The 12,526-nt window shown below is 66.9% G+C and carries 11 protein-coding genes; 3 read left to right on the top strand and 8 right to left on the bottom strand.

Annotated elements, in window-relative coordinates; translation table 11 throughout:
• Positions 1–16 precede the first annotated feature (16 nt).
• The 6 genes from B0I08_RS03730 to B0I08_RS03705 form a co-directional block, all read right to left on the bottom strand.
• Complete coding sequence (locus tag B0I08_RS03730) at positions 17–325, bottom strand: rhodanese-like domain-containing protein (RefSeq protein ID WP_106209861.1); 309 nt, start codon at positions 323–325, stop codon at positions 17–19.
• 45 nt (positions 326–370) lie between these two features.
• Entirely contained in the window at positions 371–1,528 is a 1,158-nt protein-coding gene (locus B0I08_RS03725; protein WP_106209859.1) for a baeRF3 domain-containing protein, read from the bottom strand.
• 63 nt (positions 1,529–1,591) lie between these two features.
• On the bottom strand, positions 1,592–3,163 hold the full coding sequence (locus tag B0I08_RS03720) for a transporter (RefSeq protein WP_181243172.1): 1,572 nt from the start codon (positions 3,161–3,163) through the stop codon (positions 1,592–1,594).
• Entirely contained in the window at positions 3,130–3,912 is a 783-nt protein-coding gene (locus B0I08_RS03715; RefSeq protein WP_106209857.1) for an ABC transporter ATP-binding protein, read from the bottom strand. Before B0I08_RS03715 ends, B0I08_RS03720 begins: the two co-directional genes overlap by 34 nt.
• A gap of 150 nt (positions 3,913–4,062) precedes the next feature.
• On the bottom strand, positions 4,063–4,449 hold the full coding sequence (locus tag B0I08_RS03710) for a hypothetical protein (RefSeq protein ID WP_106209855.1): 387 nt from the start codon (positions 4,447–4,449) through the stop codon (positions 4,063–4,065).
• Positions 4,450–4,481: 32 nt separating this feature from the next.
• On the bottom strand, positions 4,482–5,222 hold the full coding sequence (locus B0I08_RS03705) for a TetR/AcrR family transcriptional regulator (RefSeq protein WP_106209853.1): 741 nt from the start codon (positions 5,220–5,222) through the stop codon (positions 4,482–4,484).
• A 173-nt stretch (positions 5,223–5,395) separates the two neighbouring features.
• Between B0I08_RS03705 and B0I08_RS03700 the strand changes: the two genes are divergently transcribed.
• On the top strand, positions 5,396–6,682 hold the full coding sequence (locus tag B0I08_RS03700; protein WP_106209851.1) for a TIGR02679 family protein: 1,287 nt from the start codon (positions 5,396–5,398) through the stop codon (positions 6,680–6,682).
• Between the two features lie 53 nt (positions 6,683–6,735).
• On the opposite strand, the gene B0I08_RS03695 is transcribed toward B0I08_RS03700, so the two are convergent.
• On the bottom strand, positions 6,736–7,020 hold the full coding sequence (locus tag B0I08_RS03695; protein ID WP_106209849.1) for a GNAT family N-acetyltransferase: 285 nt from the start codon (positions 7,018–7,020) through the stop codon (positions 6,736–6,738).
• Positions 7,021–7,081: 61 nt separating this feature from the next.
• Positions 7,082–7,807, bottom strand: a complete 726-nt coding sequence (locus B0I08_RS03690) for a DUF4097 family beta strand repeat-containing protein (protein ID WP_106209847.1) — start codon at positions 7,805–7,807, stop codon at positions 7,082–7,084.
• 361 nt (positions 7,808–8,168) lie between these two features.
• On the opposite strand from B0I08_RS03690, the gene B0I08_RS03685 reads away from it, so the two are divergent.
• A complete protein-coding gene (locus B0I08_RS03685; protein WP_106209845.1) occupies positions 8,169–9,467 on the top strand; it encodes an exonuclease SbcCD subunit D in 1,299 nt (432 codons plus the stop codon).
• Positions 9,464–12,502 (top strand): AAA family ATPase, encoded by a 3,039-nt coding sequence (locus tag B0I08_RS03680; protein WP_106209843.1) that lies wholly within the window; start codon positions 9,464–9,466, stop codon positions 12,500–12,502. Before B0I08_RS03685 ends, B0I08_RS03680 begins: the two co-directional genes overlap by 4 nt.
• Positions 12,503–12,526: the final 24 nt, after the last annotated feature.

Genomic DNA, 12,526 nt, shown 5'->3' with positions numbered 1-12,526 from the left:
CGGGGGCGGGGTCGCGTTATGCGGCCGCGCCGCGGGTGGTCGGCAAGCCGACCTGCTGCCAGGCCGCCGTGCCGCCGACGACGTTGACCGCGTCGATGCCGTCCGCGGCGAGGAACTCCGTGGCGCGCGCACTCCGCATGCCACTGTGGCAGACGATGTACACCGGCCCGCTGGTCGGAATCTCGCTGGTGCGCGCCGCGAGCTCGCCCAGCGGGATCAATTTCGCGCCGGGAACGTGGCCCAGCTCGTACTCATCGGTCTCACGAACGTCGATGACGGTGACGACACCGCGGGCGGCCAGTTCTGCTGGGGTGATCTCGTTCATTCGCACGACTATACCCGTCAGCTATAGCCGCAGGCCCTGCAGGCGTCAGTAGCGCAGCACCGCTCCGGCGGACCGCGGGTCCGCGCCGTCCGGATCGCTCACGGTGTGCACCTCGCCGCCGTGGAGAAGCGTCGCTGCGATCGCCGCGCTCAACAGTTCCCCGGTGCTGCGCGCCGGTTCGGCAGACGGATCGACAGGATCGGATGCTCCGGCCGGGTCAGACCACCCGGTCGACTCTGCGGACCCTTCCCCTACCAACAGCGCCTCGACGCGCCCGTCGATGGCCAGGTTCACGATCTGGCGGAGCGACCCGGTTGCGCGCGAGTCACCTCGCCCCGTGAGCGTGTTGTAACGGTCCTGGGCTCGGGCCCGCCCGACATCCAACACCGCCTGAAGGCTCTGATAACTCGCGTCGCGCAGCTGGGTGATACTGAGCGACTCGGGGTTCTGTTCGATGGTCGCGTCAAACGAGTGTGCGTCCTTGAGCTGTCCGGAGAGTTCGGCGCCCGCGACCAGCACAACCGGGCGCCGAGATCCGGCGAGCACGCGGTCGAGCGCCGCTCCCACCCTGCTGGCGAACTCGACCAGGCGGGTCTTGCGCCATTCCCGGGGGCTGTCGCCATATACCTGCGCGTTGGAGATGTTCGCGGTCCCGGTGTGCGGACGATTCGGCGGGCTGGCGTTCACGGGGTTTTCGTAGTCGGTCTCGCCGAGGCTGTCGAGGATGCTGGCGGGCAGCTCTGCACCCGTCAGGTGTTCGAGCGCGAACCGGGTGCCGGTGTACAGGCAGACCCGATCCGCCGTCACCGTCAGCACATAGAAACTGCCGTCGCCCTCGAGCAGGGGCAACAGGGGAGAGATGTGAAAGCGACTTGCCACCACCACGTCTTCTGGTAGCTCAATCGGCACGGTGAAGCGGTGCTGGCGCCCATCGCCGCTGAGGAACAGCGCAAGTCCTTCGTCGAGTTCTTGCCAGAACCGGTGGTCTTCGACGAGGGCGATGGCGGGTTCCAGGATGGACTCCGCCCGGCTGCGCTCGAGTCCGGAGGCAACCAGGATGTCTCGGGCTCGAGCCGTGAGGTTCTTCAGCCGAATGGGATCCTGACGACTGTCGCTGCTCGCCGGATGCGTGGGTAAAAAGATTGAGACTGCCGGTTCCGGTGCCTCCGCGGTGAGGGTGGCGAGGTCGGATCGAGTGAACATAAGGTGACTCCCTTCATTGCGAGTTTCCTTTCTAAACCTATCCCTTCAGCCGCGCCCTGCACCCTACTTCTGAGCCTGCAGCTGCGCGAGGAGATCCGGGCCCCGGCGGTCGAGGATTGCTCCGCCCCAGCGCACTCCGACCACGAGCAGCCCGGCTCCGAGCGCAAGGCCGACCAGTAGGGACGCCCAGCCCCAGATCGCATCGCCGGTGATGAACCCGATCACCGCGAGGATCGTCTCGGGCAACACGAGCAGCGTGAGAATGCCCCAGGTCGCGAAGCTCGTGAGCATCAGCGTCATGTTCCCGCCCGGGCGTGACTTGAAAGGGCTCTCGCCAGGCAGCGGCACGGCGAGGGCGAACCTCCCCGAGATGACGGAGGAGACCGCGAAACCGGACAGCAGCAGGCCGAACGAAATGCCGAGCAGTCCGGCCAGGGCGCTCCAGGTGTTCGAGAACCAGACGGTGCCTACGGTCAGTGCCACGGTGAGGGGAACCGCGAAGATAGCCAGTGCGATCACCCGGCCGAGCCGGTCGGCGGTGCCCCGAACCCCGGTCTGGAGGTGGAGGGCGAACGCGGTGTTGTCGTAGGAGATGTCTGCGTAGATCGAAAGGGCAAGCAGCAGCGCGACAATCGGCCCGGTCGCGTTCAGCAGGGCGGGGCTGTCGGTGGTGCTGGAGTAGAAGAACAGCAAGACGGGAATCAGGGGCACGGTGATCAATGACTGCGCGTAGCGCGGATCGCGCATCCAGTAGATCAGCGTGCGGGCCGCCACCGCACCGGTCGGCGTGGCCGGGAATCGCGCGAACGCGCCGAGCGAATCCTTGCCCGCCTTCGTCGGCGCCGAGGCCGTGGGATTCTCGAGAGCGTGCCGCAGTGCCGGTCGCCAGAGGGCGAACAACACGGCGAGCGTGGCGATGGCGATGAGGAATTCGATTCCCGCACGGCCCAGATTTCCCGCCGCGATGTCGGCGGGCACGGCCCAGATCGCTCCCACGGGAGTGAAACCAAGGATGAGCGCAAGGTCCGGCAGAAAGTCGTCGAGGCGCTCGATGGCCTCGGTCAGACCCACGATCAGCGGTCCGAGCAGGATCAGCGGGACCAGAATGATCAGCGTCTTCGCCTCGCGGAACCGCCTGCCCGTTCCGATTCGCGTGCTGAGAGCGATCACGGCCCGGGAGCCGACGACACAGGTGAGAACTCCGATGGCCGCGCAGACAATGGCCGCGAGCGCTGCCAGCGGATACTGCCACCAGGCCAGTGCGGTGGCGAGGGCGGCGATGGATGTCACGATGCCCGCGATCCCGAGCACACCACTTACGGTCAGTGCGACGAGCAGCGTGTTCAGAGGAATCGGAAAGATGCCGAGCCGCGACGGCTCCACGGTCTGGTCGATGCCCGTAGCCACCAGCGGCAGGAGCACCCAGCCAAGCACGGTGGCGGAACCGCCGATCACGATCAGCGTCCGGGCGAGATCGATGGGCACAAAGCTGAGTCCCACCAGCCCCACCACGACGAGCAATAGCAGCCCGAGGCCGTACAGCGCGCCAAGGATGCTGGCCACAAACTGCCAGGTGCTGCGGCGCAGGCCGTTCCAGAGGATCAGGAAGCGGAGTCTGACGAGGTGCGCAACCATGCCGGTCCCTCTCCGTGTCGGCGTCCGCCTACGAGGTCGACGAACCGATCCTCCAGGGTCGAGCCCGCCCGCACTTCCTCGGTGGTTCCCGCAGCAAGCACCCGGCCCTGCGCGATGATCGCGACGTGGTCACACATGCGCTGCACCAGGTCCATCGCGTGGCTCGAGACGATGACCGTGCCTCCGGACCGCACGAAGCCGTCAAGAATGTCGCGAATATTGGCGGATGACACGGGGTCCACCGACTCGAATGGCTCGTCCAGCACCAGCAGTGATGGCGCGTGCACCAGTGCACACGCGAGTGCGATCTTCTTCGTCATGCCGGCCGAGTAGTCAACCACCAGGGTTCCGCCGGCGGTGTCGAGGTCGAGCAACGCGAGCAGGTCCGCGGTGCGTTCGGCGACCACGTCGCGCGTCATCCCGCTCAGCAGCCCCGCGTACGTCACCAACTGGGCACCGGTAAGCCGGTCGAACAGGCGCACGCCGTCGGAGAGCACCCCGACCAGCCTTTTGGCCTCAACCAGACTCTCCCACACGTTGACTCCGTGGATGCGAATCTCGCCAGAATCGGGTCGCATCAGACCCGTCGCCATCGACAGCGTGGTTGTCTTTCCTGCACCGTTTGGCCCAACCAGACCGTAGAAGGAACCCGTGGGAACCACCAGCTGCAGCTCGTTCACGGCGACCTTCTCGCCAAAGCGTTTGGTCAGGCCCTGAATTTCGAGGGCCGGTCGGTGTGCGTCAACCATGAAGCCTGCTTTCGCTCTCGCGCGGGCGTTCATTGTGCGATCGCCGCGTCCGCGACATCCGCCCGTACAACAACAACTCTAGGCCACAAAAAAGGCGACTCTGCCTAATCCTCAGTTTTGCTGGCCTTCGGAAGACAGGGCCTTCGGATGCTACTCGTCGTCCTCGTCGTACAGCTCCTGGATCGAGTCGTCGCCGTCGGCGGCCATCGCGTCGAGCAGCTCGAGGAACGTCTCTTCCGAGCCGGCTTCCTCGAGGGCCTGGAGGCCACGCTGGGGGTTCGTAAAGCCGGCGACGGTGACCGTGCAGGTGTCATCGCCCGAGGAGAACTCGATCTCGATGTCGGTTTCGTCCTGGATTTCGCCCGCGTCGATCGAGGCTTGGATCTTCTCCAGGTTGCTCTCGTCCCCGACCTCGATGAGTGCCCGCAGGGCAGTGACCCCCTTGTGGTGCCCGGAGACGGTCACGGTCGCGTCGTCGCCGTCGTCGTAGGTGAACTCGAGGACGACGTCTTCGGCGGGGATGTGGGACGAGCTCATTCGAATTCCTTTGGTTGCGGGGAGCTTCCCAATTATGTCGCGGCGGGTTCGGCGACGGAAATTAGAGGTGCTGCGCCGTTGTCGAGGTCAATGTTGGCGTCGCTGCTGGCGTCGTTTCCCGCGCCGATGGGCCACCAGGACGGCATAAGCATCCGGTAGGCGCGCATGAATTCGTCGGTGCTTCGGGGCGCCGGCGTGCGCAACCAGACCTCCATCGCGCCCACGGTGCCGTCCGCGATGAAGCGCGCCGCCGACTCCGTGACGAAGCGGGCGTCCGAGTGCGACTCGTCCGTCGGCGAGGAGCTGCCCGCCGTTCGGCCGTTGTCTGTTATGGGAATGACGATGGAGTGGGCCGCGAACAGGTCCGTCATCGATTGCTCGAAGTGCCGGCTGAGCAGCGGGTGCAGGCTCGAGGACGCGCTCGACACGCCGAGGCCGCGCGAGTAGATCTCCGAGTGTGCTGCAACGTGTTCCAGGACGGCAACCACGACGTCCCGCAGCGCCGTGCCGTCGACGGGAGCCGCCTCCGGATCCAGGTAGCGGGCGCGGATCTCGTCGAGTTCAGCGCGCAACACGTTCTCGAGCAGATCGGTGGGGGAAGACGCGTGTTGGTAGAACGTCGACCTGTTGATGCCCGCCTGCAGCGTGACCTCGGAGACGGTGATTTCGCTGGCGAGGCGTTGGGCACTCAGCCTCAGGATCACCTCGGTCAGCTTGAGGTTGGTCCGCTTCTGTCGAGCATCCATGTTGTCGTTCCATTCGATGGACCACATGGTCCTTAATTCACGATACTAGGGGTGGGGCCACTCGCCACAGCCGCACATTTCCCGCACGTCGTAGCTCTCGCACGTTATAGCCGCACCTTTCGACACACCACTTTTGCCCGCCGTTCGCCCGCACCGGTCAACCTCACGCGTTTGCGGTGGGTAGCTGATAAACAGGGAGGGTGACAAACGAAGAATCGACGCAGGGTGACATGGGACGGCTGCGGCGGTTACTCGACACACCAGACACTGCCTGGCTCCTGGCCCGGATGCGCACGCGGCTGGAGAACTCAGGGGAGCTGAAGGGCTGGCTGGTGCGCCCGGCAGCAACCTCCGCAGAACGGGTGGCAGCGTCCCGCCTCGCGGGGCACGCCGTGCGGGCCGGACAGTCGGCGTCGGTCTCACTCGATGAGCTCGACGAAATGCTCAGACGGACGGGCGTCTGGCCGCAGGGACTCGTCTCGGCCGTTGTGGCTCTCACGGGAGCCGTGGTGAGTCGGCAGGATCGGTCGGCCGAGCGGGATGCCTGGCTTCGCGTCACCGACACTCTTCGACAGATCTCAGCGCAGCGGCCACCCCTGCTGGCGTGGGTTGACGGCGTCATTCGCACCGGCGCGCTCAAACGGGTCGCCGGCAGTGCCCCCGCGGCCCTGCGTCTGGCCGAGCAGCTGGTCACCGTGGCGAACGCTCTGCCGTCACCCGGGGAGTCAGTCGCGGCCTTCGCGACCCGGCTGTTCGCCAATCCGAATGCGCTCGATCCGCAGGCGCCGCTCGGCACTATCGCCGCCCGGCTGGCCGCCGCGCAGGGCGCGTTGCACACGGACGCGGTGCAGGATTCCGCGCGCTGGCGTCGGGAAGCGTGGCAGAGCGTCGGACTGGTTGTCGACGAGTTGTCGTCGACCGTGCTGGTCATCGGGCTGCCAGGCGATGACTCCGGGCCGACCGCTCGTGCGCTGGCCGCGCTGCACCCCGTCGGCCAACCCACCATCCTCACCCTGCGTCAGCTGAATACCGACGGGGTCGGGATGACGCCGCCGCACGTCTTCGTGTGCGAGAACGCCGCTGTGGTTGCCGCTGCCGCGGACCGCCTCGGGGCCACGTGCCCGCCCGTGGTGTGCACCGCCGGCCAGCCCGGAGCCGCGGTGATCGCTTTGCTCGAAATGCTCAGCGCTGGTGGGGCCGTGCTGCACTATCACGGCGACTTCGACTGGGATGGCCTCGCCACGGCGCGCGCCTTTACCCGGCGAGTGGCCTGGGTACCGTGGCGGTTCGACAGCGACGCGTACGGCGATGCACTTGCGTTGAGCGCGCAGACCCCGAGTGCGCAGTCCGCTCCGCTTGCCGGTGTACCGGGGGAGTCCCCGTGGGACCGCACCCTCGCGACCGCGATGGGAGTCTCCGGGCTCAAGGTCGAAGAAGAAGTTGTGCTCGACCTGCTGCTGGGCGACCTGGCGGCGGCCGCGAAATAGCCACTAGCTCCGGTCGACGGGTCGGAACCTGAACCGAGCCGCGACCGCGGCGGCTAGCGAGCCAGAAGCTCCGCTCGTTCGGGGTGCTTGTCGAACCATTCGCCGACGTACCAGCACATCGGGATGATCCGCCGGGTCGAATTGCTTTCGACGTCGTTGACCGCGAACTCGGTGATCTCCGCAGCGAGCCCCTGTCCCCGGCGGTGCGGAACCGTGAACGTGCGGGTGAAGGAGATGGCGTCTCCGCTTACGCGGTAGTCGATGATCGCGGCAAGTTCGCCGTCGACGCGCAGCACGTATCGGTTGCCATCAGGCTCATGGGTAATCTCGTGGGTCACCGCTCAAGCCTAGGCCTCGCCACGCCCTAGGCCATGCCTTAGTCCTCGCCGAGGCCGCGCCTCAATCGGTGGTCGTGATGGTGACCGCGCCATTGGTCGTTCGGGCTGAGATCGATCGCGCGGAGTCGGTGTCTTCGGGCACCGAATCCGTGTCCACCCCGCCATTCACGGTGTCCGCGTCGATGTTGTATTGCTCTCCGTCGTCCGGCACTCGAACGGAGATCGCGCCGTTGGTGCTGGTGGCCTCCACGGTGCGGGGTGCGCGGGAGAATTCGAGGGCGACGCGGCCGTTGGTTGTACCCGATTCCACCAGCGCCGAGCTGCTGTCTGTCACGGTGATCGCTCCGTTGGTCGTTCGGAGATCCAGCTCTCCGAGACTGTTGGTCACCTCGAGCGAGCCATTGGTCGTGCGGAGCTCCAGCGTGCCCGAGAGGTCCTCGGCGGTGATGTTCCCGTTCGTGCCCTCGACGGTGAGCGGCAGGTCCGCGGGCATTTCTACTACGAGCGTCATCCGGCACACCATGAACCAGCCCCCGCGGCATCCGCCCGAAATTTCGGTGAGAGGTCCGGAGTCATCCGTCTGCAACGGCGCCCGACCGCCCCAGCTGAATCCGCTCACCTCCACGTGAACGTCGGCGTCGTCGCTCGGCACAAAGTGCAGCGTCGCATTCCGCAGATCGACAGAAACGCCCTCACCGGCCGACAGGTCAAATTGCTGGTCGTTGGATGTCGCCCGCGGCACAATGGCGCCGAGCACGATCACCACCAGAACAAGTGCAATCAACACCGGTAGTACCGCGAAGAGTAGGATTTTCACCCCAACCGGCAGGCCCGCCCTGCCTGAGCCCGGTTGCGGCTTCCGAGGGTCGGGGGTTGGAGCCGACCCAGAAGAGGGCGAGGGAGTCGGCGAGGCAGAGGGCGAAGGAGTGGGCGAGGAAGTCTGCGAGGGAGAGGGCGACGGACTAGAAGAAGGCGGGAGTTCGCTCATCGTCGATACGCATCCTGATGCTTGGGGGTTCTTCGGCGTCCAACGGGGCACCGTTCCCCAACAACGATTGCAGCCTCCGGGTGCGGGGTAAACCCCCGGACTTTTCCCCAGGGGAGCGTCGCGGCGCCCGGTGTCAGCCGCCACAACTAACCTGAAGGTCATGAAGATCCTGCACACCTCGGATTGGCATATCGGGCGAACCTTCCACGGCCATTCCACCCTTGAGCACCTGCGGGTGGTGCTCCACGCGCTGGTGGCGGTCGTCGTCGAGCGCCAGGTCGATGTGGTTGTGGTTGCGGGCGACATCTTTGATTCCGCGACTCCGGCCGCAGAAAGCTACCGGGTGCTCACCGAGGCATTGCGCGGCATTCGCGATGCCGGCGCCACCGTGATCATGACCAGCGGCAATCACGACTCCGCCACGCGGCTGGGGTTCCAATCCGAGTTCGCCCAGCTCGCCGGCATCCACATCCTGACCCGGCCCGAACAGCACAGCGAGCCCATCACGATCAGCGATGCGCACGGCCCGGTGCACTTCTACGGCATTCCCTACCTCGAGCCGTCGCTGGTGCGGCACCTCTACCCCGACCACGAGCTGCGCTCTCACACGCAGGTGCTGACCTTCGCAATGCGGCGAATTCGCGCCGACGCGGCCGGCCGTGGTGGGCGGTCTGTGGGTGGGCGGTCTGTGGTGCTGTCGCATTGTTTTGCGGTGGATGTCGCGGCGCCCACCGACACGTCCGAGGCCAGCGATGTGGAGCGCGACATAACCGCCGGAGGCCTCGACTTCGTGCCGATGTCGACCTTTGACGGCCCCGACTACGTGGCGCTCGGTCACATCCACGGGCGCGCAAAGCTGAGCGACCGCGTGCGATACAGCGGCGCACCGCTGCACTATTCCTTCTCCGAGGCGCACAAACCGCGCGGGGCCTGGCTGGTCGAGCTCGGGGCGCCGGACGCGACCGCGCTGTCCGACCCCGCACTTTCCGACCCCGCACTGCCCGACCCCACGCTGCCCGACCCCGCACTGCCCGACGCCACACTGTCCGACCCCGCACTGTCCACTGCTGCGCTCTCGAGCGTCGAGTGGATCGACCTGCCGGTTCCCAGGCGACTGAGCGTGATCACGGGCACACTCGACGATCTGGTGAGTGACCCAAGCTACGCAGCCTACGAGGGGGACTGGGTCTCCGCCATCCTCACGGATCGGGTGCGGCCGATGGACGGCATGCGCCGGCTGCAGCAGCGCTTCCCCCACTGTGTGCTGCTCGAGCACCGTCCCGTGGTCACCGCCACCGCAACCAGGACCTATGCGGCGCGGGTGAAGTCGAAGAGCGATAACGAGATCATCGGCGGCTTTCTCGAGTATGTCCGCAACGGGGTGGGCCCGACCGAGTTCGAACGCACCCTGATCTCCGATGCGTTGTCGGACCAGCGCGCGAGGGATTCGGTCGCATGAGAATCAGAAGGCTTACTCTCGCCGGCTTCGGACCGTACAAGAACGAGCAGTCCGTCGACTTTGACCGCTTCCGCGACGACGGCATCTTTCTCATTACGGGCAAGACGGGAGCAGGTAAGTCGAGCATCCTCGACGCAATCTGTTACGCCCTGTACGCGGGAGTGCCGCGCTACGAAGGAACCCAGCAGCAGCTGCGCAGCGACCACTGCGACAGCGCTGACCCGTCGTTTGTCGAACTCGAGTTCACGGTCAACGGCATCGATTACCGCGTGCATCGCACGCCCGAATTCGAACGTCCCAAACAACGCGGCACGGGCACAACCAAACAGGCCGCCACCGCTGAGCTAAGCGAACGCGTCGGCGACACGTGGGTCGGGCGATCAGCGCGCGCTGTGGATGTCGCACGAGACCTCGACCGTATTCTCGGGCTGTCCAAGGACCAGTTTCTCCAGGTGATTCTGCTGGCGCAGAACCGTTTCCAGAAGTTCCTCAAGGCGAACAACGAGGAGCGTCAGGGCGTGCTGCGCAGCCTGTTCGGCACAGAGCGCTTTGAGCAGCTCGAAGACAGCGTCGCCGAGATGCGGAAGGCGCTCGACGCCGAGCTGGCCGGCGCGCTCGCCCTGATCCAGTTGCACGCCCAGCAGGCGGCGGCGCTCTTGCGGCTCGACGAAACGCCGACGAACCCGCCGTCCGAGTGGTTCCGGGAGACACTGGGCGCTCTGGTGGCGGAGCGCGATGAGGCACGGCTGGCTGCACTCTCGGCGAACGCGGCGGTCGCCTCCGCTGAAGAGGTTTACCGTGCACTAGCGGAGCTCGCGCGCATGCAGAAGCGCCGCGATGGCGCCACCGCGACGCTCGCAACTCTCGCCGACCGACAGGCCCAGACTGACACCGACCGACTCGTCGTGGACGCCGCCCGCCGGGCCGCGGTCGTCTGGCCTCATCTGGCGCTCAAAAGGGAGGCGGATGACACGGCGCGGGTCGCACGCACCACCGAGGCGACCGCGCGGGAGCGATATCTTCGCGCGCCGCACCCCGACCACCCTGCCGACCGCTCCGCCGGCAACGCCGACGACCACCCTGCCGACCGCTCCGCAGACCACGCCGCCGACCACCTCGCCGAACCCGTCGCGACGCTCGAGGTGACCATCGACGAACTCACCCGTGAGCTCGGGGTTCTCGAGCAGGCACGCGCCGAGGAAGCCGAACTGCCTGCCCTCGCCGCGGCGACGGGCGCGGCCCTTCGCGCGGCCGAGCGGGTGGAGACGGAATTCGCTGAGGCGTCCACCCTGCTTGAGGAGCTGCCCGGCCAGATCGACGCGGTCAACGACGAGCTCAGCGAGGTACGCATCACCGCGTCCCGGCAGGGCGAGTCTGCCCTGGCGCTCGAGCGGGCACAGCGACGGCTCGAGGCTGCGCGGCTCGCCGACACGCTGGCCCACTCGCTGCGAACAGCGGAGGCGAACGAACGCGAATGCAGCGCGGCGCACCTCGATGGCGCGCGCGCACTCGACGAGCTGCTCGACCGACGCCTCACCGGGCACGCGGCGGAGCTCGCCACAGCTCTGGTCGACGGGGAGCCGTGTCTGGTGTGTGGTTCGCACGTGCATCCCGCACCGTCCACACACACCTCGACTCCGGTAAGCGAGGGTGACATCCTCTCCGCGCGGACGGCTCTCGCCACGCTTCGGAGCGCGATGGACTCCGCCCACGCGGCCACCCAAACCGTGGCGACTCACCGTGCCGACGCGCAGGCTCGCGCCGACGACACATCAGTCGGCGACTGCGAACAGCAACTCCGGAGTGCCACCGCGGTCGTTGCATCCGTCGCCGCGGCCGGTCAGCGCCAAGCACAACTCGAAGCGCAGCTTCTGACCTTGCGCGCAGAGCTTGCGGCCGCGCGGGAATCCGTTGAGGCTCGGGCCAGTTCGCGGAGCGCCGCCGCGCGCCACCTCGCGGAGGCTCAGGCGGCGGAGCGCGCGGTCACCGAGCGGGTCGCGCAGCACAGGAGGGGGAGCGCAACCGTGGCGGAGCGAATGGCGCCCCTTCGTCGCAGACTCGATGCCGCGCGTGCGCTGCTCGACGCGCGTGCGCAGACGAGCGCGCGCGAAGCGACGCTCGCGCACGCCGCCGCGGTTCTCGCGACACAGCTCGCCGAACACGCGTTCTCCCACGACGATCAGGTGGTGTCCGCGCGCCTGCCCGCCTCCGAAATGGCGAGGCGTGAGCAGCAGATCCGAGACCACGAGCAGGCTTCCGCCGCTGCGCGAGCGACGCTCGCTGAGGCAGCACTCGTGGAGCTTCCCGCCGAACCGGTGCAGGTGGAAGTCGCGGCCGATGCCCTCGCGGCGGCGCGACTCAGACGGGATGATGCACTGGCAACACAGAATTCGCTCGACGAACGCTGCATCCACCTGCAACGCATCGTCACAGAAGCCCTCGCCCAGCAGGCGGGCTCCGCGAAACTTCGCCACGAAGGCCAGCAGCTACGAGAGCTCTCGAGCGCGCTGCAGGGGCAGGAGCCGAACACCAAACGGATGCGCCTGGAGACCTACGTGCTCGCCGCTCAGCTCGAGGAGATCGTCGCCGCGGCCAACGCGCGGCTGCGCACCATGACCAGCGGCCGCTTCACCCTCGAGCACGATGACTCGCTCCAGTACCGCAAAACCCAGTCCGGGCTCGGGCTTCGTATCCTCGATGAACACACCGGCCGATCCCGGGCGACTCACTCGCTTTCCGGAGGCGAAACGTTCCTCGCGTCACTGGCCCTCGCGCTCGGGCTTGCCGAGGTGGTGACCAACCAGGCCGGAGGCATCACCCTCGACACGCTGTTCATCGACGAGGGTTTCGGTTCCCTCGATCACGACACGCTGGAGATAGCGATGGGCACTCTCGACGGCCTCCGCGCGGGCGGACGCACGATTGGGCTCATCAGCCACGTCGACACGATGAAAGAGCAGATCCCCGCCAAGCTGCAGATCCGCGTCACCGACCGCGGGGACAGCGAGATTGAGGAACAATACTCGCTGGAGTGAGCCGCTCAGCTCCCTAATCGCCCG

This window comes from Glaciihabitans tibetensis, assembly GCF_003003265.1.
Lineage (GTDB): Bacteria > Actinomycetota > Actinomycetes > Actinomycetales > Microbacteriaceae > Glaciihabitans > Glaciihabitans tibetensis.
Note: the sequence above shows the minus strand (reverse complement) of the source record. Positions and strands in the feature narration are given on the sequence as shown.